The 24468-nt window shown below is 52.7% G+C and carries 25 protein-coding genes; 15 read left to right on the top strand and 10 right to left on the bottom strand.

Annotated features, from left to right (window positions below):
* Positions 1-59: 59 nt before the first annotated feature.
* A complete protein-coding gene (locus tag EC840_RS05875; RefSeq protein ID WP_132964380.1) occupies positions 60-1748 on the top strand; it encodes a sensor histidine kinase in 1689 nt (562 codons plus the stop codon).
* Positions 1742-2461 (top strand): two-component system response regulator BtsR, encoded by a 720-nt coding sequence (gene btsR, locus EC840_RS05870; RefSeq protein ID WP_113877274.1) that lies wholly within the window; start codon positions 1742-1744, stop codon positions 2459-2461. Before EC840_RS05875 ends, btsR begins: the two co-directional genes overlap by 7 nt.
* 30 nt (positions 2462-2491) lie before the next feature.
* On the opposite strand, the gene yjiA is transcribed toward btsR, so the two are convergent.
* The 3 genes from yjiA to EC840_RS05855 all read right to left on the bottom strand — a co-directional run bounded on the left by yjiA (position 2492) and on the right by EC840_RS05855 (position 5936).
* On the bottom strand, positions 2492-3454 hold the full coding sequence (gene yjiA, locus EC840_RS05865; RefSeq protein ID WP_132964378.1) for a GTPase: 963 nt from the start codon (positions 3452-3454) through the stop codon (positions 2492-2494).
* Between the two features lie 65 nt (positions 3455-3519).
* Positions 3520-3723 carry a YbdD/YjiX family protein gene (locus EC840_RS05860; RefSeq protein WP_014341854.1) on the bottom strand — a complete coding sequence of 68 codons (204 nt, stop codon included), beginning with the start codon at positions 3721-3723 and terminating at the stop codon, positions 3520-3522.
* A gap of 59 nt (positions 3724-3782) precedes the next feature.
* Positions 3783-5936 (bottom strand): carbon starvation CstA family protein, encoded by a 2154-nt coding sequence (locus tag EC840_RS05855; RefSeq protein WP_129638843.1) that lies wholly within the window; start codon positions 5934-5936, stop codon positions 3783-3785.
* A 378-nt stretch (positions 5937-6314) separates the two neighbouring features.
* Between EC840_RS05855 and EC840_RS05850 the strand changes: the two genes are divergently transcribed.
* Positions 6315-7751, top strand: coding sequence for a glycoside hydrolase family 1 protein (locus EC840_RS05850; protein WP_129638842.1), 1437 nt, complete (start codon positions 6315-6317; stop codon positions 7749-7751).
* Between the two features lie 80 nt (positions 7752-7831).
* Here the strand turns inward: EC840_RS05850 and EC840_RS05845 are convergent, their stop codons facing one another.
* The gene (locus EC840_RS05845) at positions 7832-8722 is read right to left on the bottom strand and encodes a LysR family transcriptional regulator (RefSeq protein WP_113877278.1); all 891 of its coding nucleotides are present in this window, start codon (positions 8720-8722) and stop codon (positions 7832-7834) included.
* Between the two features lie 314 nt (positions 8723-9036).
* Here EC840_RS05845 and EC840_RS05840 point away from each other — a divergent pair, with 314 nt between their 5' ends.
* Together EC840_RS05840 and EC840_RS05835 are read left to right on the top strand one after the other, a co-directional pair.
* A complete protein-coding gene (locus tag EC840_RS05840; RefSeq protein WP_132964805.1) occupies positions 9037-10149 on the top strand; it encodes an MFS transporter in 1113 nt (370 codons plus the stop codon).
* A 68-nt stretch (positions 10150-10217) separates the two neighbouring features.
* Positions 10218-11246, top strand: coding sequence for an alpha/beta hydrolase (locus EC840_RS05835; protein WP_132964376.1), 1029 nt, complete (start codon positions 10218-10220; stop codon positions 11244-11246).
* Between the two features lie 37 nt (positions 11247-11283).
* Here EC840_RS05835 and umuC read toward each other — a convergent pair whose 3' ends face one another.
* The gene (gene umuC, locus EC840_RS05830) at positions 11284-12549 is read right to left on the bottom strand and encodes a translesion error-prone DNA polymerase V subunit UmuC (protein WP_132964374.1); all 1266 of its coding nucleotides are present in this window, start codon (positions 12547-12549) and stop codon (positions 11284-11286) included.
* 580 nt (positions 12550-13129) lie between these two features.
* On the opposite strand from umuC, the gene EC840_RS05820 reads away from it, so the two are divergent.
* The 3 genes from EC840_RS05820 to EC840_RS05810 all read left to right on the top strand — a co-directional run bounded on the left by EC840_RS05820 (position 13130) and on the right by EC840_RS05810 (position 15516).
* Positions 13130-13789 carry an SDR family oxidoreductase gene (locus EC840_RS05820; protein ID WP_132964372.1) on the top strand — a complete coding sequence of 220 codons (660 nt, stop codon included), beginning with the start codon at positions 13130-13132 and terminating at the stop codon, positions 13787-13789.
* A gap of 286 nt (positions 13790-14075) precedes the next feature.
* Positions 14076-14756, top strand: a complete 681-nt coding sequence (locus EC840_RS05815) for a type 1 glutamine amidotransferase domain-containing protein (protein ID WP_120162289.1) — start codon at positions 14076-14078, stop codon at positions 14754-14756.
* Positions 14757-14913: 157 nt separating this feature from the next.
* The gene (locus EC840_RS05810) at positions 14914-15516 is read left to right on the top strand and encodes a TetR/AcrR family transcriptional regulator (RefSeq protein ID WP_112286564.1); all 603 of its coding nucleotides are present in this window, start codon (positions 14914-14916) and stop codon (positions 15514-15516) included.
* A gap of 48 nt (positions 15517-15564) precedes the next feature.
* Here EC840_RS05810 and EC840_RS05805 read toward each other — a convergent pair whose 3' ends face one another.
* Entirely contained in the window at positions 15565-15960 is a 396-nt protein-coding gene (locus EC840_RS05805) for an acyl-CoA thioesterase (protein WP_112286565.1), read from the bottom strand.
* A 155-nt stretch (positions 15961-16115) separates the two neighbouring features.
* Here EC840_RS05805 and EC840_RS05800 point away from each other — a divergent pair, with 155 nt between their 5' ends.
* The gene (locus tag EC840_RS05800) at positions 16116-17009 is read left to right on the top strand and encodes a LysR family transcriptional regulator (RefSeq protein WP_112286566.1); all 894 of its coding nucleotides are present in this window, start codon (positions 16116-16118) and stop codon (positions 17007-17009) included.
* Positions 17010-17049: 40 nt separating this feature from the next.
* Here EC840_RS05800 and EC840_RS05795 read toward each other — a convergent pair whose 3' ends face one another.
* The gene (locus EC840_RS05795; RefSeq protein ID WP_132964370.1) at positions 17050-17505 is read right to left on the bottom strand and encodes a GNAT family N-acetyltransferase; all 456 of its coding nucleotides are present in this window, start codon (positions 17503-17505) and stop codon (positions 17050-17052) included.
* Positions 17506-17734: 229 nt separating this feature from the next.
* Between EC840_RS05795 and EC840_RS05790 the strand changes: the two genes are divergently transcribed.
* Positions 17735-18364 (top strand): dTMP kinase, encoded by a 630-nt coding sequence (locus tag EC840_RS05790; RefSeq protein ID WP_113877284.1) that lies wholly within the window; start codon positions 17735-17737, stop codon positions 18362-18364.
* Here EC840_RS05790 and EC840_RS05785 read toward each other — a convergent pair.
* Positions 18347-19234 (bottom strand): LysR family transcriptional regulator, encoded by an 888-nt coding sequence (locus EC840_RS05785; protein ID WP_113877285.1) that lies wholly within the window; start codon positions 19232-19234, stop codon positions 18347-18349. The two genes, EC840_RS05790 and EC840_RS05785, sit on opposite strands and share 18 nt — an antisense overlap.
* Positions 19235-19362: 128 nt before the next feature.
* On the opposite strand from EC840_RS05785, the gene EC840_RS05780 reads away from it, so the two are divergent.
* Positions 19363-19626, top strand: a complete 264-nt coding sequence (locus EC840_RS05780; protein WP_132964368.1) for a DUF2798 domain-containing protein — start codon at positions 19363-19365, stop codon at positions 19624-19626.
* A gap of 99 nt (positions 19627-19725) precedes the next feature.
* A complete protein-coding gene (locus tag EC840_RS05775; protein ID WP_132964366.1) occupies positions 19726-19935 on the top strand; it encodes a DUF6434 domain-containing protein in 210 nt (69 codons plus the stop codon).
* Between the two features lie 55 nt (positions 19936-19990).
* Here the strand turns inward: EC840_RS05775 and EC840_RS05770 are convergent, their stop codons facing one another.
* A complete protein-coding gene (locus EC840_RS05770; RefSeq protein ID WP_132964364.1) occupies positions 19991-20848 on the bottom strand; it encodes an aldo/keto reductase family oxidoreductase in 858 nt (285 codons plus the stop codon).
* A 95-nt stretch (positions 20849-20943) separates the two neighbouring features.
* Here EC840_RS05770 and EC840_RS05765 point away from each other — a divergent pair, with 95 nt between their 5' ends.
* Positions 20944-21864, top strand: a complete 921-nt coding sequence (locus EC840_RS05765) for a LysR family transcriptional regulator (protein WP_113877289.1) — start codon at positions 20944-20946, stop codon at positions 21862-21864.
* On the opposite strand, the gene EC840_RS05760 is transcribed toward EC840_RS05765, so the two are convergent.
* Entirely contained in the window at positions 21856-22653 is a 798-nt protein-coding gene (locus tag EC840_RS05760; RefSeq protein ID WP_132964362.1) for a helix-turn-helix transcriptional regulator, read from the bottom strand. The two genes, EC840_RS05765 and EC840_RS05760, sit on opposite strands and share 9 nt — an antisense overlap.
* Positions 22654-22767: 114 nt before the next feature.
* Between EC840_RS05760 and EC840_RS05755 the strand changes: the two genes are divergently transcribed.
* Together EC840_RS05755 and EC840_RS05750 are read left to right on the top strand one after the other, a co-directional pair.
* Positions 22768-23556 carry a sulfite exporter TauE/SafE family protein gene (locus tag EC840_RS05755; RefSeq protein WP_129638829.1) on the top strand — a complete coding sequence of 263 codons (789 nt, stop codon included), beginning with the start codon at positions 22768-22770 and terminating at the stop codon, positions 23554-23556.
* A gap of 269 nt (positions 23557-23825) precedes the next feature.
* Positions 23826-24353: a hypothetical protein gene (locus EC840_RS05750; RefSeq protein ID WP_232829776.1), complete on the top strand. Its 528-nt coding sequence runs from the start codon at positions 23826-23828 to the stop codon at positions 24351-24353.
* Positions 24354-24468: the final 115 nt, after the last annotated feature.

Here is a 24468-nt window from a genome sequence, read left to right as displayed (position 1 = left end):
GGTAAATTTTAACGCAACACGATATATTGCCCGCTTGTTGGATTTTGGACACGTTGGGAATGTACGAGTTTAATCTGGTGTTGCTGCTGTTACAGCAGATGTGCGTGTTTTTGGTGATCGCCTGGCTGATGAGTAAAACGCGGTTATTTATTCCGCTGGTTCAGGTCACGGTGCGCCTGCCGCACAAGCTGTTGTGCTATATCACGTTTTCGATTTTTTGCATTATGGGCACCTATTTCGGGCTGCATATCGAGGATTCTATTGCCAATACCCGTGCGATCGGCGCGGTGATGGGCGGATTACTTGGCGGGCCGTGGGTCGGCGGATTAGTCGGCCTGACCGGCGGCATCCACCGTTATTCAATGGGAGGCATGACGGCGCTGAGCTGCATGATCTCCACCATCGCCGAGGGATTATTAGGCGGCCTGATCCACAGCGTTTTAATCAAACGCGGACGCATCGATAAGTTATTTAATCCGCTGGTGGCCGCTGGCGTGACCTTTGTCGCCGAAATCCTGCAAATGCTGATCATCCTGCTGATTGCCCGTCCGTTTACCGATGCACTCCATCTGGTCAGCAGCATTGCCGCGCCGATGATGGTGACCAATACGCTCGGTGCCGCCATGTTTATGCGCATTCTGCTGGATAAACGGGCAATGTTCGAAAAATACACCTCGGCGTTTTCGGCAACAGCGCTGAAAGTCGCTGCCTCGACGGAAGGTATTTTGCGGCGCGGATTTAACGAAGAAAACAGCATGAAAGTGGCGCAGGTGCTGCTGAAAGAGCTGGATATTGGCGCCGTGGCGATAACCGATCGCGAGCGATTGCTGGCCTTTACCGGCATCGGCGACGACCACCATCTGGTCGGCAAACCTATTGCTTCTGACTATACCTGGCGCGCCATCGAGAACGACGAAGTGGTGTACGCCGATGGCAACGAGATGCCTTACCGCTGTTCGCTGCATCCCAGCTGCAAACTGGGCTCGACGCTGGTGATCCCGCTGCGCGGCGAGAATCAGCGGGTGATCGGCACCATCAAATTGTACGAAGTGCGAAACCGGCTGTTCAGTTCCATCAACCGCACATTGGGCGAAGGCATTGCCCAGCTGCTGTCGGCACAGATCCTTGCCGGTAAATTCGAACAGCAAAAAGCGCTGCTGGCGCAGTCTGAAATTAAGCTGCTGCACGCGCAGGTGAATCCGCACTTCCTGTTTAACGCCCTCAATACGCTGATGGCGGTGATCCGCCACGACAGCGATAAAGCCGGGCAACTGGTGCAGTATCTCTCGACGTTCTTTCGCAAAAATCTCAAGCGCTCTTCCGAGATTGTCACGCTGGCGGATGAGCTGGAGCACGTGAACGCCTATCTGCAAATCGAGCTGGCACGTTTTTCGTCGCGTCTGAACGTGGATTTACAGGTGCCGGATGCATTGTCTTTTCAGCATCTTCCGGCCTTCACTCTGCAACCGCTGGTGGAAAACGCCATAAAACACGGCACATCCCAGTTGCTGAGCAATGGCAATATCATCATTCGTGCTTACAGTGAGGGGCAGACAGTGATCGTCGAAGTGGAAGATAACGCCGGTTTGTATCAGCCGGAAGAAAGCGGTGACGGATTAGGCATGAGTCTGGTGGACAAGCGGCTGCGGGCGCGTTTTGGCGATGATTTCGGCATTACCGTCAATTGCAAACCGGATGATTTCACGCGTATTACGTTACGTCTGCCAGCGGAGGGCGCGCCATGTTAAGAGTGCTGATTGTCGATGATGAGCCGCTGGCGCTGGAGAATCTGCGCTTACAGCTTCAGGATGAAAGCGACATTGAAATTGTCGGCGAGTGTACCAATGCCATTGAAGCGATTGGCGTGATCCACAAAATCCGCCCTGACGTGGTGTTTCTGGACATTCAGATGCCGCGCATCAGCGGGCTGGAAATGGTCGGTATGCTCGATCAGCAGCATCGCCCGCACATCGTTTTTCTGACCGCCTTTGAGGAATATGCGGTGCAGGCGTTTGAACAGTGCGCGTTTGATTATCTGCTTAAACCGATCCAGACGCCGCGTTTACAAAAAACGCTGGCGCGGTTGCGGCTGGGTTTTCAGGAGCAGGATGTCTCGCAGTTACCGCAATACCAGCAGCCGCTGAAGTTTATCCCCTGTCTGAGCAGCAACCGGATCTGGTTGTTGCAGCTGGAAGATGTGGCGTTCGTCAGCAGCCGCATCGGCGGGGTGTATGTCACCGGACAGGATGGCAAAGAGACATTTACGGAACTGACCTTACGCACGCTGGAAGTCCGTACGCCGTTGTTACGTTGTCACCGGCAGTATCTGGTGAATATGGATTATCTTAAGGAAATCCGCCTGGAAGATAAAAATCAGGCGGAGCTGTTACTGCGTGATGGTCAGGTCGTGCCGGTCAGCCGTCGCTATCTCAAATCGCTGAAAGAGACGGTGGGGCTGTAAACCCCGCCGGTTTTCTTTTGGTCAGATCAATCAAGCCGGTCGCAGCCGGGCAAAAGCGTCGCGGATTTCGGTTTCAGGCAATTGTATGCCGATAAACACTAACGCACTGTGCGGGGTTTCATCCGGCTGCCACGGGCGATCCCAGTCGGCGCTGTACAGGCGCTGAACGCCCTGAAACAGCAGGCGGCACGGCTGATCTTCTATCCACAACATCCCTTTGTACCGCATCAGATTGTCGGCAAAGCTGGCCAGCAGTTCTTCCATTATCGCTGAAATGGCGGTCAGCGCCACCGGATAATCCAGCTCCACCACAATTGAAGAAACGGTGTTTTGCTGTGGCGCGACGCGATGGAACAGCGGTTTTGCGGCTATCACGTTTTCTTCGAGCATAAATCCGCGGGTATCAAACAACAGTGCCGGATCGATATCGCCCTGAACCATTTTATATACCGGCGCACGTGCATTAATACGTTGCAGCCGTTCTGTCAGTTCCGGGCATTCACCGGATACATCCGTTTTGGTCAGCAGGATGCGGTCGGCATAACCAATCTGCGACTGCGCCAGCGGGAACTGATCCAGCTGCGACATGGCATGTACGGCATCCACCAGCGTGATAACGCCGTCTAAGACATAACGTTCACAGATGACTTCATGGGCGAAAAACGCCTGCAGGATAGGGCCGGGATCGGCCATGCCGGTGCATTCAATCATCAGCCGGTCAAACTGCACTTCGCCTTTATCCACGCTGTCGAGCAAATCCAGCAGCGCCGCTTCCAGCTCGCCCGAACGGGTGCAACAGATGCAGCCGTTGGATAAGGTGGTGATGCGCGTGGCGCGGTCGCCAATCAGTTGGTTATCGATGGGCATTTCGCCAAATTCATTCTCGATCACCGCAATTTTTATCTCCTGCTGTGTATGCAGAATCTGGCGTAAAAGCGTGGTTTTTCCGGCACCCAAAAAACCGGTTAATACTGTGACTGCAATCGGTGTCATGTTCGCTTTCCTCTTAACTACGGTGCTCTTTTTAACTTCAGCTACTTCTCAACTACAGCGCCCTCTTAACAACAGCGCATTCCGCCTTTACCGTCGCCGCCATAACGCGCCTGCTGGCGCTCGCGGAAAAACTCTTCATAGGTCATCGGCGTGGTATCCGGGTGGTTGGTCTGCATATGCAGAACGTAAGTGTCGTAATCCGGTATGCCCACCAGCATACGCGCGGCCTGACCGAGGTATTTCTTTGCCGCACCTAAGTTGTCAAACATACGTACTCCTCTGAATTTTGTGGAAAAGCCCCGCGTGTGCGGGGCTTTCAGGTAAACGGTTAGTGCCCGGAGGAGATTTTAATCCCTTCCGCAGGAACCGGCACATAAGGCGTTTCCTTATCGGTACGCTTATCGGTTTTACGTGCCTCCAGGCAGGCGCGGATACCGTAGAAAATGATGCTGTACACCACAATCAGGAACAGGATACTCAGCCCGGCGTTGGTGTAGTTGTTGATCACAATATGATGCATATTGCTGATCTGTTCCGGTGTCAGGTTCTCGCCGCCAGCAGCAATGCGTTCTTTGTACTGACCGGCCATGTAGAAGAAGCCTTCCATCTGCGCATTGGTGCTGAACAGTTTCAGACCCAGTGCCCAGGTGGTACAAATCAGTAACCAGATAGCAGGCACCATGGTGACCCAGATGTACTTGGTGCGTTTCATTTTCACCAGTACTACGGTGGCGAGGATCAGCGCGACGGCAGCCAGCATCTGGTTCGAAATCCCGAACAGCGGCCACAGACTTTTCACGCCGCCCAGCGGATCGACCACGCCCTGATACAGCAGGTAACCCCACAGTCCGACGCAACCGGCGGTGCCGATAATCCCGGCGACCAGCGAGTCAGTTTTTTTCAGGAACGGCACAAAGTTACCCAGCAGATCCTGCAACATAAAGCGGCCGGAACGCGTACCCGCATCCAGTGCAGTCAGGATAAACAGCGCTTCAAACAGAATGCCGAAGTGATACCAGAAGCCCATATCCGCCAGTGGCATGATCTTGTGGAACACGTGCGCAATACCTACGGCAAGCGTTGGTGCGCCACCCGCACGGTTCAGCACTGACGGCTCACCGATGTCTTTCGCCGTTTGCATAATCTGCTCAGGCGAGATCACAAATCCCCATGAACTGACGGTTGCTGCCGCGTGCGCTGTAACATCTTTCAGCTGCGCCAGAATCATCGGTGCATTATCGCCGCCCAGTTCGTGCAGGTTTGGCATGGTGATGCCAAGCCCGGCTGGCGGGGTATTCATGGCGAAATACAGACCCGGTTCAATGATGGATGCCGCGACCAGCGCCATCACCGCCACGAAGGATTCCATCAGCATCGCGCCGTAACCGATAAACCGTGCATCGGTTTCGCAGGCCAGTAGCTTAGGCGTGGTGCCGGAGGCAATCAGCGCATGGAAACCGGACACTGCACCGCAGGCAATGGTGATAAACAGGAACGGGAACAACGCGCCTTTCCACAACGGACCTGTACCGTCGATGTACTGGGTCAGCGCAGGCATTTTCAGTTCCGGATTGAGGATCACGATACCGATCGCCAGCCCGACGATAACGCCGATTTTCAGGAAGGTTGCCAGATAGTCACGCGGCGCAAGAATAAGCCAGACCGGCAGCAGGGCGGAGACGAACGCATAACCAATCAGCGTGAAGGTGATGGTGGTGTCTTTGAACGTCAGCGCCGGACCCCAGAACGGGTCGCTGGCGATAACGCCGCCGAAATAGATTGACGCGACCAGCAGGACAACGCCAATGACCGAGATTTCACCCACGCGTCCCGGCCGGATAAAGCGCATGTAGATGCCCATAAACAGCGCAATCGGCACCGTAGAACACACCGTAAACACGCCCCACGGACTTTCCGCCAGTGCTTTCACCACGATTAACGCCAGCACCGCCAGAATAATAATCATGATCAGGAAGCAACCGAACAGCGCGATAGTGCCCGGCACCGGCCCCATTTCTTCTTTGATCATCTCACCCAGAGACGCGCCGTTACGGCGTGAAGAAATGAACAGCACCATAAAGTCCTGCACCGCACCGGCCAGAACCACACCGGCCAGCAACCACAGCACGCCCGGCAGATAACCCATTTGCGCGGCGAGCACCGGACCGACTAACGGACCCGCACCGGCGATGGCAGCAAAGTGGTGACCGAACAGCACATTGCGGTTGGTCGGCACATAGTTCAGGCCGTCGTTGTTGATCACCGCAGGCGTGGAACGGGAAGGATCCAGCTTCATGACCTTTTGCGCGATATACAGACTGTAATAGCGATAGGCCACCAGATAGACCGACACCGAGGCGACGACTATCCATAATGCGCTGATGTGTTCACCCCGCCGCAGGGCGACGACGCCCAGACAGCAGGCACCGAGGAGGGCAACAAGCATCCACGGTAAGTGTTTGAAGAAGGTTTTTTTGTTCATAAATAACCCGGTTATTTAAAAAAACTCACGAAATCCCCGTCTCTGTTTTCTTTATTAAGCACTGCTTTCAGAGAGGCTGGGCCTGTTTATTGCGTATTTTTCTTGCGCACTTTTATTGCCCGTATAGGGTGCCAAAATCGCCGTTGCACAGGCGGGAAAGTTGGTCAGCGGTCACAGAGAGAGATAAGCGGTTGTCAGGCGGGATGAGCGGTTAAGGGGGCGATTAAGGACGTGAAATCTGTGAGTCAGGTCACGTAGGAATCCTGTCAGAAGGTCAGGACGGCAGTGTAACTTTTGTGGCACCGTGGTGTTTTGACAGGTAAATTATTCATTTGCTAAATGATCCGAGGGATCAATCAACACATTCAGGGAGTTTTTATGAAAGGTAAGTTTCCGCAAGGTTTTATGTGGGGCGGGGCAACGGCGGCCAATCAGGTGGAAGGGGCATACGATCAGGATGGCAAAGGGCTGTCCATCGTCGATGCCATTCCGGGCGGCAAAGACCGTCTGAAGATCGTCTCCTCACCGGAATTTGATTTTACCCTTGATCCCGCAAACCATACGTATCCGAATCATAAAGGCATCGATCACTATCATCGTTTTCAGGAAGATATCGCGCTGTTCGCGGAAATGGGATTCAAATGTTACCGTTTTTCTATTGCCTGGACACGCATCTACCCGAACGGCGTTGAGCAGGAGCCTGAGGAAGCCGGGCTGAAGCATTACGATCAGGTGATTGACGCCTGTATCGCGCACGGCATCGAACCGGTGATCACCATTTCACACTATGAGATGCCGCTGCATCTGGCGACCGCGTTTGGCGGCTGGAAAAACCGCGAACTGATTGCTCACTTCGAGCGTTTTGCCCGCACGGTGCTGACCCGCTACGGGCATAAAGTGAAGTACTGGATGACCTTCAACGAGATCAACAGCGCGGCACATTTCCCGATCATGAGTCAGGGGCTGACGGTGAAAACCGGCGCGCTTGAGGCGCAGGCGAAGTTCCAGGCGTGGCATAACCAGTTTGTCGCCAGCAGTCTGGCTGTCAAAATTGCCCACGAAACCAACGCGCAAATCCAGATCGGTTGCATGATCCTGTTTGCCACCAATTACGCTTATGACTGCAATCCGGTCAATCAGCTGGAAACCCTGAAAGAGACTCAGGCGTTTAATTTCTACTGCGCAGACGTGCAGGTGGGCGGTAAATATCCGTATTACGCCAAAAGTCTGTGGCAGTCGCAGGGCGTCGAACTGGATATTCAGCCGGGTGATGTAGAGCTGATTAAACAGCATACGGTGGATTACATTGGTTTCAGCTACTACATGTCTTCGACCATCAACAAAACCAATCCTGACGCGGTCACAGCACAGGGTAACCTGCTCGGCGGCGCGCGTAATCCGTTCCTCGAAGCCAGTGACTGGGGCTGGGAAATCGACCCGGTCGGTCTGCGGATTGCCCTTAATCAGCTTTACGATCGCTATGAAAAACCGTTGTTTATTGTTGAGAACGGACTGGGCGCTGTCGATAAGCCGGATGAAAACCACTACATTGCCGATGATTACCGTATCAACTATTTGCGTCAGCATATTGAAGCCATGGCGGAAGCCATTGAAGACGGCGTGGAACTGATGGGCTACACCCCGTGGGGTTGTATCGATCTGGTGAGTATGTCCACCGGTGAGATGAGCAAGCGTTACGGTCTGATTTATGTCGACCTCGACGATAAGATCTCCGGCACCGGTAACCGTTACCGCAAGAAATCATTCCACTGGTATCAGAAAGTGATCGGAACGAACGGGGAAGATATCAGCTGATAATCTCCCGTCAGACCTGAAACAGTCCGGGTCATGCCCGGACTGTTCTTAATGTCTGTTCATTGACGGGCGAATATGAATTAACGCTCGATTTTCAGCGCTTCCATTACGAGTGAAAATGCCGGCGAATGTTGTTTCCTGCTGGGGTAATAGAGGTAATAACCCGGGAACGGCAAGCAGTAGGGTTCCAGAAAGCGTATCAGACGTCCTTCCTCAATATGGGGAGCAAACTCCTCCTCGGGTAAAAACGCCACACCGAGCCCGGCTAAGGCTGCGTCGACCATGTGGGCCGACGTGTTAAACGTCAGTTGCCCGTCAACACGCACGTTGACAGGTCCCTCATCGTTATCAAACTCCCAGATATACAGCCCGCCCGATGTTGCCATCCGCATATTCATGCAGCTATGTTGCAGCAAATCTTGCGGTGTCAGGGGCATGGGGTGTGAACTCAAATACTCAGGCGAGGCCACCGCGGCCATGCGCAGCTGAGGGGTTAGCGGCATGGCAATCATATCTTTATCGATGGTGTCACCCAGCCGCACACCCGCGTCAAACCTGTCGGCGACAATGTTTCGAAAACCGTGGTTGGCATCGAACTCCAGTTTTATCTCGGGATATTCGCGCAGCAATGCGGATAATTTCGGTAACAGAATGGTTTTGAGAACGTGCGGGCCGCAGGTGATACGCACCGTTCCCGCTGGCTTGTCACGCATCTCTGTCAGCATATCCAGTTCCGCTTCAATCTCATCAAAACGGGTGCCGATAGCCTGTAATAAACGTTCGCCTGCTGCCGTCGGCGACACATTGCGCGTGGTCCGCGTCAGTAGCCGGATATCCATGCGATTTTCAAGCGCAGTAATGGTCTGGCTGAGTGCGGGTTGTGTCACCCCCAGCTGCGCTGCGGCGCGTGTGAAACTGCCTTCGCGGGCCACAGTCACAAACGCAATGAGATCATTGAAATTACGTTTCATTGCACCTTCTTCACTTTCGATTTATAAGCAGAGCTTATAGCCCCATTAAGTATTTATTAGCTGGTAAGACTATACCCGTCGTGTAGAATTTTTAGCAAGCCGGAATACGAAAGAACCGGGATAAAAACCCCTTCGTCTGATTCGATTAACCACATGAAATTACTGTTTTTATTCTTACGAATAAGACGCGGCACCGGCTTGCCAAAAATTCATCCTGCAGAAAGAAAAAAGGATCACAAGTGACGACAGCAGCAGAGAAAGATTTTGTGAACCAGACTCCGGCCGCACACTGGAACGGGGTCTGGGCGATAACGATGTGCGTGTTTGCGCTGGTGGCATCCGAGTTTATGCCGGTGAGTTTGCTGTCACCGGTTGCCCGCGATTTGGGCGTCAGCGAAGGGCTGGCCGGACAGGGGATTGCCATCTCCGGTGGACTGGCGGTGATAACCAGTCTGTCGATCTCCCGGCTGGCCGGTAACGTCAACCGCAAGGCGCTGCTTTTAGGGCTGACAATTCTGATGGCATTTTCCGGCGGACTGATTGCTTTAGCGCCCGGCTATACGACTTACATGATCGGACGAGCCCTGATCGGCGTGGCCATTGGCGGATTCTGGTCCATGTCGGCCGCTGTGGCTATGCGCCTGGTTCCGCAGGATCAGGTTCCCCGCGCACTGGCTATTTTCAACGGCGGTAATGCGCTGGCAACTGTGGTCGCCGCACCGCTGGGCAGTTATCTGGGGGGCGTCATTGGCTGGCGCGGTGCCTTTTTGTGTCTCGTGCCTGTGGCGCTTATCGCCTTTGTCTGGCAGTGGATCAGCCTGCCGTCTATGGCGCCGGAAAGCAGGAAAAATTCTGCAGGGAACGTCTTTCGTTTATTCAAAAATCCTTTAGTGCTGGCGGGTATGGCTGCGTGCGGGATTTTCTTTATGGGGCAGTTTGCCCTGTTTACCTATGTCCGGCCGTTTCTGGAAACCGTCACGCGGGTCAGTGCAGAGATGCTGTCCCTCATTTTGCTGGCGATTGGCGTCGCGGGTTTTGCCGGGACATTACTGATCGGCACGTTTCTGAATAAGCGTTTCTATCTCACGCTCATGGTGATCCCGCTGCTGATGGCCTTCATCGCCGTCATGCTGATGGTTCTTGGCCATTCGTCCGGGATCGTGATCATTCTGCTGGCGTTATGGGGGCTGGTGGCAACGGCAGCGCCGGTCGGCTGGTGGTCCTGGGTGGCAAGCACTTTCCCCAATAATGCCGAAGCCGGGGGCGGGCTGATGGTCGCTGTGGTGCAACTGTCGATTGCGCTGGGCTCGACCTTAGGGGGCGTCGCCTTTGATCATATCGGCTGGCAAAGCACGTTCACCGTTAGCGCGTTGCTGTTGCTTCTGGCGTCCGGCCTGACGTTTATCACTTCACGCAATGACCATTGATCACACGAGCATTTTTAACCGGACGAACTGAAGTCCATTCACCGCAATACCTGATTAAGGATAATTCCATGAGAGTGTTAACGATGTTGTTAGGGCTGTTTGTCAGCTCATTTGCTGCAACAGCCGCCGATATGTCCAACGGCGCAGATAACTTTTATAAAAGCGATAAAGTGACTCAGCAAAAGGTGACGTTTAAAAACCAGTATCAGATGAATGTGACCGGCAATCTTTTCATGCCAAAAGGCATGAATGAAAGCGCGAAAAAACCGGCCATTGTCATTGGTCATCCGATGGGGGCGGTGAAAGAACAGAGTTCCAATCTGTATGCGCAAAAGCTTGCCGAGCAGGGATTTGTGACGCTGGCGATAGACATCTCTTTCTGGGGCGAAAGCGAAGGTAAACCGCGCAATGCTGTCGCGCCGGATATCTATGCAGAGGATTTCAGCGCTGCTGTGGATTACCTCGGCACGCGTCCCTATATCGACAAAAACCGCATCGGGGTACTGGGGATTTGCGGCAGCGGCAGTTTCGTTATCAGTGCGGCAAAAATTGATCCGCGTATGAAAGCGATTGCGACGGTCAGCATGTATGACATGGGGTCGGCAAATCGACACGCGCTCAATAATTCGTTAACCCTTGCGCAGCGTAAACAGATCATTGCCGAGGCGGCAGAGCAACGTTACAGCGAATTCACCGGTGGCGAAACGAAATACACCAGCGGCACGCCGCATAAAATTGACGAGAACTCTCCCCCTGTTGCCAAGGAGTTCTACGACTTTTATCGCACTCCGCGCGGCGAGTTTACGCCAAAAGGTTCATCACCGGCGCTGACCACACACCCGACGCTGACCAGCAATGTGAAATTCATGAACTTCTATCCGTTCAACGATATTGAGACCATTTCACCGCGTCCGATGCTGTTTATCACCGGCGACCAGGCGCATTCAAAAGAATTCAGCGAGGATGCCTATAAACGTGCGGGGCAGCCGAAAGAGTTGTACATCGTTCCGGGTGCCGGTCACGTTGATCTTTACGACCGTACCGATCTGATCCCTTTTGCGAAACTGACTGCGTTCTTTAAAGAAAACCTGAAATAACCCCGCGGATTATTAACAGTCCGGGCCTTTGCCCGGACTACACTTTTGCCCGCACCAGCTCATTGAACCGCGTCGTGTACGCCGGTGACAGCATTTCGCGTTTCATCGCCCAGCCGCGCTGGATCCCCTGACCGGCAAACCAGACTTTGCCGACCCCGTCCTTGTGGATCTTGTCCAGCGTGGCCATCAGATGATCGCTGTTTTTCTTTGGCTGATATTCATCAAACAGATTGAGCTGGGCGACGCCCTGACTGAAAAAGTCGCCCAGCATCACACCGCCTTTCTGATAGCGATATCCGGGTTTCCAGATCTGATCGAGACAACGCACGGCGGCGGCAAGAATATCGCGGCTGTCGTGTGTCGGCGTCATCAGTTTGATGCCGGCATGATTGCCGTAATAAGGGACTTTCGGGTCGTGCGGACTGGTTTTCACAAACGCTGACACGTAGCGGCAATACTGATGTTCTCCGCGCAGTTTTTCCGCCGCGCGTACGGCATAATTGCAGATGGCTTCGCGCATATCCTGATACTCCGTAATGCGTTCGCCAAAAGAACGCGAACAGATAATCTGCTGCTTGGTCGGCACCGATTCTTCAAACGCCAGACAGGATTCGCCGCGCAGTTCGCGCACGGTACGCTCCAGCACCACGCTGAAATGTTTGCGGATCAGCGCCGAAGGGCAGTCGGCAAGTTGCAACGCCGTGGTGATCCCCAGCATATTGAGCTTTTTACTGATGCGCCGCCCCACGCCCCAGACTTCTTCCACCGGCACCAGAGCCATCAGTTTCCGCTGACGCACGGTCTGCGATAAATCCAGCACGCCACCGGTGCCTTTCCAGGTTTTCGCCGCAAAGTTCGCCAGTTTGGCCAGCGTTTTGGTGGGGGCAATCCCCACGCCAACGGCCAGATGTGTCTCCTTCCAGAGGGTCTTCTGCACCTGTTTACCAAAATCATGCAGCGAGATGCAGTTTTCGATATTAGTGATATCCAGAAAGGCCTCATCGATGGAGTAGATATCCACCGCAGGCGCCAGCCGTTCGAGTGTTTCCATCACGCGGTTCGACATGTCGGCATACAGCGCGTAGTTGGATGAAAACACTGCCACGTTGTGCTGGCGGATCGCGTCGCGTGCCTTGAAAAAAGGCGCGCCCATCGGGATCTGCGCCTTTTTGGCCAGCGCATTGCGGGCAATCACGCAGCCGTCATTGTTGGACAACACAATCACCGGCCGCCCGCGGAGATCTGGCCGGAACACGGTTTCGCAGCTCGCGTAAAAGGAGTTCACATCAACGAGGGCAAACATGGTTTGGTTGTCGCTTATAAGGTTTCATTCTTCATACCTATAAAATACTGGTTATGCATACAGTATAATCATAAGTGCGGGAAATGGAAAACGCTTAAGGGGTGAGTCGTCAATCAGCCGGGAAATACAAATCAGCTGCTGATCACTGAGTGTCTTACCCAGATTGAAGGTGTCGCCAGCATTCGCTCAAGTTTTGCTCTCAGTCAGGTGAAATACACCACCGCCTTGCCGACGCGGCATTTAAGAAGGTGAGAAGTGAAGATGTGTTCCCGTATTTACCCCAACCGCACAGGGTTATCCACAAAATCTGGGGATAACCCTGTGCAAAGTCTGGCCTGAAAATCAGCAGTGAATTCCTTCAGACCAGTCGGTATAACCTTTCGCGTCACCGCCGTAACAGGTTTCTTTTGCGGCGATAGTCAACTCAGCACCATAACGCAGACGTTTGGGTTGTCTGTCATACTGATTTCTTAATGGTTGACCGGTCGGCTAGTTTTGTGGTTGCATTTTGTGCGATCCATTTTTACCGGGTGTCGCTGCAAAGAATAATGGCGACACACATTTTGAGAAGGAGGCATTAATGACCACGATTTTCATTATCGGCGCGGCGGGCAATATAGGGCGCCGCCTGTCAAAGACGCTTGCAGATAAAGGACATGCTGTTCGTGCACTTTACCGTAAACCTGAACAGGAACAGACGTTACGTCAGGCAGGGGCCGAACCGGTCAGCGGGAACCTGACAGAGCTGGATGCCACTACTTTGGCAGCGTACATGAAAGGCAGCGACGTGGTGGTCTTCACCGCAGGTGCCGGTGGCAAAGGCGGACCGGAAATGACCAATGCGGTCGATGGCGAAGGGCTGAAAACCGCGGTCGCAGCGGCGACTCAGGCTGGCGTTTCGCGCTTTTTGCTGGTATCTGCATTCCCGGAAGCAGGGCGCGGTAAAACCATTTCTGATACGTTTGAAAACTACATGCGCGTCAAAAAAGAAGCCGATGTGGCGCTGGCGCAAAGCGAACTGGACTGGGTGATCTTAAGACCGGGAACATTAGTGGATGACAGCGGTACCGGACTGATTCAGGCCGGACCCGCCATTCCTTACGGCGATATCCCCCGTGATGACGTGGCAGCCATGCTTGCTGAAATCATTGAGCAGCCTGATGTCAGCCGTGTCATCATTGAACTGACTGCGGGAGATGTGCCGGTTCGTCAGGCTGTAGAGAAGATAGCGAAACGCTAAAGGTTTTTGCCACTCCCAGGCGGGCAGAAGAACGTTTGCCCGTCAGGAGAGTGCCGGATCGGAAAGGGGAGCCGGCAGCCTGAATGAAAAGTTTTTTAAATTACCTGTAGACGACCGGTCTAATTGTTGTTAGTGTAGCGACAAGGTTAAGGCGAACGGGCGATATCACACTGCTTTGTTCAGACCGGATCCAAAGGCTTTTCGTAATGGGTTCACAGGATTTTTTTATCTGACATCTAGACGACTGGTCTACTTAAATCACAATTCACTACGCCGGAGATTTATTATGAAGATTCTTATGGTTCTCACCTCACACGATAAACTGGGTAACACAGGCCGTAAAACAGGTTTCTGGCTGGAAGAGCTGGCCGCGCCTTACTATGCATTTAAAGATGCCGGAGCGGAAATTACGCTGGCTTCTCCAGAAGGTGGCAACCCGCCGTTAGATCCAAAAAGCAATGAGCCGGATTTCCAGACTGAACAGACTCACCGCTTCGAGGCCGACGAGCAGGCAACCGCTCAGCTGGCTTCAACGGTTCGTCTCGACAGCGTGTCGCAAGCTGATTTCGACGCCGTTTTCTATCCTGGCGGTCACGGTCCGTTGTGGGATCTGGCAGAAGATAAAAATTCTGTCGCCCTGATCGAAGCGTTTCTGGCGGCCGGTAAGCACGTGGCGCTGGTCTGTCATGCACCGGGCGTACTGCGTCATGTTAAAACTTCTGAAGGAAAACCACTGGTTGAAGGCAAAAAAGTGACCGGTTTTACCAACACCGAAGAAGAAGCGGTAGGGCTGACAGACGTGGTGCCTTTCCTGGTGGAAGACGAACTGATAGCCAAAGGCGGTATCTATTCCAAAGGACCGGACTGGGGTTCTTATGTGGTGATCGACGGTCTGCTGATCACCGGTCAAAACCCGGGCTCTTCTGCTGAAGCGGCTGAACTGCTGATTAAGCAACTGGGCGCATAGTCGTTCCTCACGCGGGGTGGCAGGCATGAATGTCGCCCCGCTTAGCAGGTGTCGATCTGTTGTTATTGCGGGGTGACAGAGTGTATTGTCGTGCGTGAAGATATTGTCCTTTCATTCGCTCATAGACGACTGGTCTAGTTTCTGGTAAATTTGCCCTATGACTACTGCAACTCAACACCATAACAATGACGTCCGCGAACATATCCTTGCGACAGGCCAGCGTATTATGGCCGGCAAGGGTTTTTCTGCTGTCGGACTGAATGAAATCCTCAAAGACGCGGGCGTGCCCAAAGGGTCTTTCTATCACTATTTTGGCTCGAAAGAGGCTTTTGGTGTGGGAATGCTTGAGCGCTATTTTGAAGACTATCTGGCCGACCTCGACAGGACGCTGAGCCAGCCCGGCCTTAATATGGCGCAGCGACTGATGAATTACTGGCAGCTATGGCGGGAATCTCAGTCATTCTCCGACTGTCAGGGCAAATGCCTTGCCGTGAAACTGGGCGCGGAAGTCGCTGATCTGTCGGATACCATGCGTTTAACGCTGCTTTCCGGCACGGCGGGAATTATCTCGCGTCTGGCGGAAGCATTAGAAACGGGTGTGGCTGAGGGATCTCTGACGATTGATGACACACCACGCACCGTGGCGGAAAGTTTGTATCAGCTCTGGCTGGGTGCCAGCGTGATGGTCAAGATTGTCCGCAACATGAGCCCGTTTGATTCCGCGATGGCGACGACGCAAAAGATTATTCACATCATCTGAAAATAATGCCAGCCATATTAAATGACTGGCATTCGCTTGCGAAAATGATTATTCCGGCAGTTGTGCTAACGCGTTTTTCACTGCATCAGGCATCGAAGGGCGTCCGTTAGTCAGACAGGTTGCCACAAAAGTGGCTTCGGCAAACACCACGCCATCCACTTTGATCTGCTGAACGAAGTTGACGCGGTTACGTTTCTCATTTCTCGCCAGTTCACAGGTTACTTCAACCTGATCGCCTTTTTGCAGGCTTTTACGAAAGCGCAGTGAATACTCCAGCACCATGTACATGTTGCCCTGAGCAAACTCTGCCTCGATATCAATACCCAGCGCTTCGCGCATGTAGGCATGGCGCGTCCATTCCATATAGAAGGGATAATACAAACCATCCACGACACCCTGAAAATCGATATGTTTTTCATCTACTTCATAATGCTTACTAAACATTTGCTGCTCCGTAGCCAGTCCATTTTTTTAAACAGGGCATCATATATACAACAGTAAGTTCTTTTGGTAAAAACCAACGTGTTTCAGAATATAAGATCTCTTGTATCAGGATAAAAAATCCCTTTGCGGGAGCCGGTGACTATAGGAAAGAACCCATGCTGAAAGAAAACTTCAACGAACTGCAGATTTTTCTGGTCGTTGCGAGAGAACGAAGTTTTACCAAAGCAGCAGGAAAGCTGGGGGTTTCGCAGTCGGCGCTCAGTCATGCCGTTAAGGCGCTGGAAGAACGTTTAAACATCCGCCTTTTGACCCGTACCACCCGAAGTGTCGCGCCTACTGAAATCGGCGAGAAGATTATTGCCTGCCTGGAACCACGACTTGCCGATCTCGAGCAGGAGCTGGAAACACTTGTTCAGCTTAACGGCCCGACCTCCGGGAATATCCGCATATCGGCGGGGGAACACTCCGCAAGAAAATTATTGTGGCCAAAGCTGAAGCCGTTTTTACAAGAATATCCTGAAATCAATGTCGAACTGCATGTGGATAACGGCTTCGTCGATATCGTCGATGGTCGCTACGATGCCGGGGTGCGTCTGGGCGAGAGCGTAGATAAGGATATGATTGCCGTCCGCATCGGTCCGGATTTCCGTATGGTGGTCGTCGGTTCGCCGGACTATTTTGCTGAAAAGGGTATTCCGCAAACTCCGCATGAGCTGCAATACCACAAGTGCATCAATATGCGTCTGCCAACCGCCGGTGGGTTGTACCACTGGGAGTTTGAGAAAGAAGGAAAGCCGCTGCGGGTGCGCGTGGAAGGGCAACTGACGTTTAATTTGCTGTCAGAACGAATCGATGCGGTGCTGTCAGGATTTGGACTGGCCTGTGTGCCGGAGGACATGGTTGAGGACCGGGTGAAATCTGGTGAACTGATTCAGGTGCTGGATGCGTGGTGTCCGTCGTTTCCTGGCTATTACCTTTACTACCCGAGCAGAAAACAACATCCGCCAGCTTTTGCGCTGATGATTGATATGCTGCGCGACAACGGATAATACGTCAGCGGCACGAATTTTATCCTTCACAGGCTATGGTTCAGTCCCGCAATACTTTCGAGAAACATACAGCCTCATCCCGGCCGATATAGGGTCCGTAATTCTCTATGAGTACGTATCCATTATTCTTATAAAAATTTACCGCCTTATGGTTAATGTGTCGGGTTTCAAGCCATATCTCTGTATATCCCATGTTTTTCGCGGATGTTTCAAGAAAATTGAGTAAGGCTTTTCCTACCCCAGGGGCGCTTCGGTCTGAGAACATTCTTTTAAGTTCGGCGATATTTTCTGTTAACGGTCGGATAGCCCCGCATCCTGTTGCATCGCCTTTTTCATTTCGTGCCAGCACCCAAAGCGATCTGTCACCATCCATTGAATCTATTGTGAAATTACTTTTTCCACTATCACCCGTTATCGCTGCAAGCTCCGCTGACAATTTTTCTATTAAAGAACAAGAATCTGGCGAAAATGGGTCTGATTTCTCTACTGTTATCATTCGATACCCTCATAAAGTTCTTAGTCAGAATAGAAGATGTTTACGGTAAATTCCTCATGTTTTATTTGATGATGTTAAATGCCGGATTTCTACAGCTCCACCTGTGATGTTTTCCGTTTTTCTGGCCGATCACTTAAACTGCCCCACACAGGACGGAACATAGGGAAAGTAAGATGCTTTTGCCAGCGACAAGCTTTATAAAAAACGTGTATCAATCGTCATCTGAAGAATGAGTCATCAATTGTTTGTTTCTCTGGATGGGCCCAAGGGTGCCGGTAAAACCACATTGCTGGAGGCCATTACGAAAGTATTAAGGGCAGATAACAAGAAGGTGGTCCGCCTTTGCGAGAAAAAAAGCGATCCTTACAGGGGCGAAACAATGGCTCTTGTTAACAAGTTCGCCCGAAATCCCACTCTGGATTTGGAATTAGAGGTTTGTAAGCGCCTTGCTGATAGCCGTGCCTGGATTTCTGAACATGTGCTGACTAAGCAGCCAGCGGACTGCATTATCCTGATGGATCGCTGGTATCCGTCGGATGCCGCGTTTCGCCGGATGATCCCTTTTGCAGAGATTTTACAGCTTAACATTCAACGAAAGGTGAGAACGCCAGACCTGCATGTCGGGGTGGTGACTGCGCCTGAAATTTCCTGGGCAAGGGCCGCGTCGCGGTCACGCGGGCTGGGAAGTACGGTGATTTCTAAGCTGGAAGAGCATGTCGCTTGTACCACGGCGTTCGAGCGAGAAGTTGCACATCATGACTGGGTTTTATGCCGCAATGAAGGAACGATAGAAGACGCAACGATGCAGGTCATTTCTGAGATCTACAGGGTGTCCGGCTCCTTACATCCCCGTTTCTAAAAACTCAATAAAGGCTCTGACTTTTGAATTCAGTGCCGAGCGTTCGTTGACGCAGGCATAGATATTCATCGGCAGGGACTCTGCGTCGCTGTCGCAGAACAAAGGCATGAGCCGTCCGCTATCAATCAACGGCTGGGCGATAAAGCTTGCCAGCCGCGCGATACCGCCGCCGTTCTCTGCTATTTTGGCAATAATATCAATGTCATCGCTGATGAATTGCGGATTGAGTTTCGCATTAACAGGTTGCCCGTTAATCTTAAATGTCCAGGGCAGAAAACGTCCGTCGGTGGGATAACGAAAAACCAGGCAGGCGTGCCGGCTCAGTTCTTCAGGAGTCTGCGGGATGCCTGCGCGCGCCAGATAAGCGGGGGCGGCGCAGAATATAAACGGCAAAGAGGCGATTTTTCTGGCAATCAGTTGATCGTTTAGTTGTGCCTCGATGCGGATACTGACGTCTATGCCTTCCAGCCGGTGGTCAACGTTGCGATCGGTGCTGATCAGTTCGACATCAATATCGGGAAATGACGCTTTGAACGCTGGCATCAGTGGTGCGATGACATACCGGCCAAAGGCGGCAGTCGTGGCGATGCACAGCGGACCCTGCGGTTTGGTTTCAAGCGCAGCAGCCTGCGAAGCGAGATCAATATCATGGGGAATATGGCGGACTTTCTCGAAATAGCGTTTACCACTTTCGGTTAATGTCATGCTCCGGGTGGTGCGCGATATCAGGCGTACGCCCAGATGTGTCTCAAGTCGCGACAGGCTCTGGCTCACCGCCGCCGGACTCATCCCTTTACCGCGTGCTGCCGCGGCGATACTGCCGTGTTCCACTACGCGGATAAAATTGCTGATCAGCCCTAACACATCCATAGTCTCTCCCGTGCCCGATTCGTCACTTTTTATTAATAATGATTAAAGCACAACCGCTCTACCACCGTCAGGGCTAGCTTGTTAGTTTATCCGCTGTTTCGCAAACCTCCGTTAAACAGGATAACCCGATGACTGATGCAGTAACAAAGAATACTCCATGGATCCGCTTTCCAAAACGCACTTCACCCTACATATTTGCTCTGTATATGGCGACCATTATGGCGTTTCTGATGAGTCTGGTGATCACTCTGGCTGAATTTGGCATGGGGCCTCATTACATGGAAAATGTGATGAATGCTTATCAGGTTGCTATGCCCGCGGCCTTTGTCTGCATACTCGTTGTCCGTCCGGTGGTTATCCGGCTGGTGGGATTAACGGTTCACGGTCACTGAGTCATTCAACAGGCTGCCCTGGAGATATATAGAAAAGGGCGGGCGTCTCATCTACGCTGTATGAGCTTTGCCCTTTTTGCATTTACAGGAACTGGAAAGATGAAAGTCGACTGGCACAGCGCCTTGCTGACACGTACCACGCTTGTGGATAAGCATTACAGAAACACCCAGAATGTTCGTCGTTTCCTGACTGAGCAGTGCGGGGAGGATTTTCGCTTCGATCGTGATTTTATGGCCTGGATACGCAATGAAGTGCCAAAAACGCTGGGCGATGTGGCCGATGAGTGGAAGCGCAGGCAGTCACCGTAACGCTGATATTTTAAATTCTGAGTCCTCGATGCTGAGGACTCAGTTCGAAATATCCTCAGTTCATTCCGTTCAGTTTTTCCATCACTTCATCAGATAAACTCAGACGTGCGCTGGCCAGGTTTTCCTGCAAATGTTCCGGTGATGACGTGCCGGGGATCAGCAAAATATTCGGTGAACGTCTGAGCAACCAGGCCAGCGCGACCTGCATTGGTGTGGCCTGTAAGTCAGCGGCGACTTCATCGAGTTGCGTTGACTGCAGCGGGGAAAATCCGCCGAGCGGGAAGAAAGGCACGTAGGCGATGCCCAGATCCGCCAGCCGATCCACCAGCGCATCGTCATGGCGGTTGGCCAGGTTATACATATTCTGCACGCAGACAATCGGCGTCAGTTTCTGCGCGTCCTCGACCTGTTTTGCCGTGACATTGCTCAGGCCAATATGACGAACCAGTCCGCGTTCTTTCAGCTTAATCATCGCCTCGAGCTGCGGTTCGAGCGATCCTTCTTTCGGCTGATGGGTATCCAGCATACTGCGCAGATTCACCACTTCCATTGCCTCAAGCCCCAGATTGCGCAGGTTATCTTCCACCGCACTGACCAGTTCCTGTGGCGTAAATGCCGTTAACCAGCCGCCTTTCTCATCCCGGCGCGCACCGACTTTGGTGACGATACACAGATTGTCAGCGTAAGGATGCAGGGCTTTTTTGATCAGCTTATTGGTTTCATGCGGACCGTAGAAATCACTGGTATCGATATGATTCACACCGCTCGCCACCGCATCGCGCAATACCTGAATGGCGCGGGCCTCATCTTTTACCGGACCAAAAACACCCGGACCTGCCAGCTGCATGGCACCGTAACCTAAACGTGCCACTTCGCGGTCGCCGAGACGATAAGTCATTGAGGGTTGTGACATGGGACTCTCCTTTATGTGTGTTCAATGATTGTAGCGCTGCGCTGGCTGTGCAACTATCCGGTGAAATCAGGACAAACTGTACGAGGCTACGCACAATGTCGATGGATATCGCCCTGCTGCACGCAGTGGTTGAGGTGGCAAAAGCCGGGGGATTTCGCGAGGCGGCGCGGGTTACCGGCAGTAATGCATCACGGCTCAGCGATGCGGTACGCCGCGCCGAACAACAACTGGGCATCCGGTTATTTCACCGCACCACGCGCACGGTGGTTCTGACCGAAGCCGGCAGGGCGCTGATTGAACGACTGCTGCCCGCCATGAATGAAGTGAATGCCGCGCTGGACGCGCTCAACCGTTATCGTCACACGCCGGGTGGCGTACTGCGCCTGAATGTGCCGGTCAGCGCCACGCGGCTGGTTTTGCCCGCCTTAGTGCCGGAATTTTTGCGGCGTTATCCCGATATCCAGCTGGAAATCATCGCCGAAAGTAATGTGCAGGATGTGTTTCGAGATGGCTGCGATGCCGGTATCCGTTATGACGAACGTCTGGAGCAGGATATGGTGGCGATCCCCATTGGTCCGCGTATTCAGCGCTACGCCGCCGCCGCGTCACCGGCATATCTTGATGTCCACGGCAGGCCGTCGCATCCGCGGGATCTGATCCCGCATCGCTGTCTGCGCGGGCGTTATGCCAGCGGCATCATGCCTGACTGGGAATTCGAGCGGGAAGGCGAAACCCTCAGCGTGCAGGTGAGCGGTCCGCTGGTGGTCAGCGTCGGAGGCGCGGTCGATCTGGCGGTGGAAGCAGCGATAGCCGGGACGGGGATCATTTATCTGTTTGAAGAATGGTTACGGCCCGCCATCACCAGCGGAAAACTCGAGCCCCTGTTGCAGCCATGGTGGCTGTCTTTTTCCGGTCCGTGGCTTTATTACAACGATCGCCGTCTGATCCCCGCGCCTTTACAGGCGTTTATTGATTTTGTACGTGAGGATAATCTGCGCCGCGAAACGTCACTCTGAGCGTTGTGCTGCCTGCGGTGTCACTGCCGGATGATAAGACGAGGGCGGCTGACCGATCACGCGGCGAAACATGGTGGAAAAAGACGAGCCATTGTCGTATCCCATCGACAGCGCGATGTCACTGACCGGCCTTCCGGCCACTAATCCCGACAACGCTACCAGTACACAGGCGCGCTGCCGCCAGACAGAAAATGACATCCCCGTTTGTTGAAGAAAATGACGGCGGAAGGTGCTGGCGCTCATAAACAACGCGTTCGCCCAGCGGTCAGCAGGATCATGGATCGATGGTGCGGCTAAAAAGGCCTGACACAGCGCCAGCAGCGGCGGATTTTGTGGCAGCGGAATTTCAAATTCCCGTGTCTGCATCGCGGCAATTTCCTGCAAAAGCAGCGCCACCAGCAGACGATCTCGTGATGACTCGTACAAAGGTTCGAGCTCAACGGCCTCGAGCAACAATTGTCTCAGCAGGGGAGAAACGGTAAGGATTTTACAGCGGTCACGGGCGGGCCACTGCTGCACGCTTTCCGGTTCGATATACAAACTGCGCGTCGAAACGCAGATAAATTTCACACTGTGCGGCTCCAGGGCGGGGATCCACACCGCGTGCTGTGGCGGTACTATCCAGTTTCCCGAACGGGTCGTGACGTGCATCAGCCCGGTGGCGCCGTACAGCAACTGGGCGCGACGGTGACGATGCTCAGGCAGCACAAATCCTCCCGGATAATCGTTCCCCACCGCCACGACTTCCCGGTCGAGATCTTCATAATCTTTTATATGAACGTTGCGCATAAAATTTTCAGGCTGCTTGTTGACCGATTCGCAAGGGTAAATGAGCGCTGCAAAAATGGGAAGGGCACGGTGAAGCCGCTACTCTTGCCGCCTGACATTTTGCGGAGTGGTTACGTGAACGACATCATCATTATTCTTCTGGCAGGTTTTACGACAGGCATCACCACGGTGCTGTTTGGTTTTGGCGGCGGGTTTATTGTGGTGCCTTTTGTGTATCACATCGTGGCGGTGCAGCCGGGTCTGTCACCACATGCCATGCATATTGCCGTGGCGACCTCGACCGCCGTCATGGTGTTTAACGCCGGATGGGCCAGCGTACAGAGCGGCCGGGCGGGAAGATTAAATACCGCCGTGTTGTTTCCGCTGGTCTGGTTTATCGCCACCGGCGCGGTGGGTGGTTCACTGCTTGCCGGATTACTGAAAGATGAGCTGGTTCGCGCCCTGTTTATCCTTTATCTGATCATCACGCTGGCGGATTGCCTGATGCGTAAAGGCTTTATCATCCGGCCACAGCCGCGAAAATTATCCGGTACCACTGTACGGCTGGGGGGCATTTTCATTGGCGTCGTGGCGGCGCTGCTGGGCGTGGGTGGCAGTGTGATGACGGTGCCGCTGCTGCGCCGTCATGGTCATGAGATGCGTGATTGTGTCAGTGCGGCAAATCCGCTTTCCATTCCCGTGGCGGTATGTGGCGCGGTGACCTACAGCCTGGCGGGGCTGCATGCGGTTCCGGCACCGGGGTATTCAGGTTACATCAGCCTGAAGATTTTGGTACTGCTCACAGCATCAGGTTTTTGCGGCATGTTGTTTACCCGCCGGTGTATTCCAGCCGTGCCCGACGTTCTGCATGCCCGGATTTATGTCATCTTGCTGCTGGCGGTGCTGATGGCGATGGCTATTTGAAAACACGAATAATTAACACAACCATAATATAATCCACGACTATTACCCATGAAGGATATATTTATCCAAAGCTTATAAATAACATTTACCTTAATAAAGGTATAGACCGGCCTTGTTTAACTCTTATTTAGTTTTCCCACCTCAGAATAATAGTATTAAAAATATCCTTTATACAGACTGAAGAGATATTAAATAAATTCAGTTCATCGGTAACAGGTACGAATTTTCCGGTGGTTCAATACATTATCTGAGGCTGGAATAATCATCTTATGCGTAGAGTTAACCGGGTAAATCTTTTATGGCTTCTGGCCTTTACGGGGCCAGGTGCGGCTAAAAATGATGCCAGCGAACTGAGTTTATACTCAATCAATACCGGTTCATTTGTTTATCATATGACGGGTAATGTCGGGGACTACAACGAAATTTTCAAGAATAAGTTCTTTTCCGTTGAGCGTAAATTCTCTCAGGAGTCGAAGAACAGTATGCTCGTGGGCACGATGAAAAACAGTTTTAACGATCGTTGTTTGTCGGTGGGTATGAGAAGGGATTTACACGAAATCAATTCCAGGTGGATGATAAAAGGGGTCTATGCCTACACCGGTGAGTTCTTTGCAAAAGCGTTCAGTGACTGCGGCAATCACGGGTCATATCATGATTTTAAAAAAGTCACCGGCATTGGTTTTTCGCCTTACATCTACCACGCGCTCCAGTACAACCCGACCACTTTCTTCGGCGTTGAAGCGGGGATTATTGCGCCTGATATTTTTGCAACCAGCATCCAGTGGAGTTTCCGGTAAGGTTCTGACATAAATAGTTTTTTTCAATGTGATAACGCCTCCCTATATACCGAAAATACCTTTCGGTTCTCCTCCTGATATTCTTTTTATTCACTGCGTCTATACTCAAATTCAG

The sequence above is a fragment of the Rahnella sp. JUb53 genome, assembly GCF_004346065.1.
Taxonomy (GTDB): domain Bacteria; phylum Pseudomonadota; class Gammaproteobacteria; order Enterobacterales; family Enterobacteriaceae; genus Rahnella; species Rahnella variigena.
This window is presented reverse-complemented; position numbering and strand designations above follow the sequence as displayed.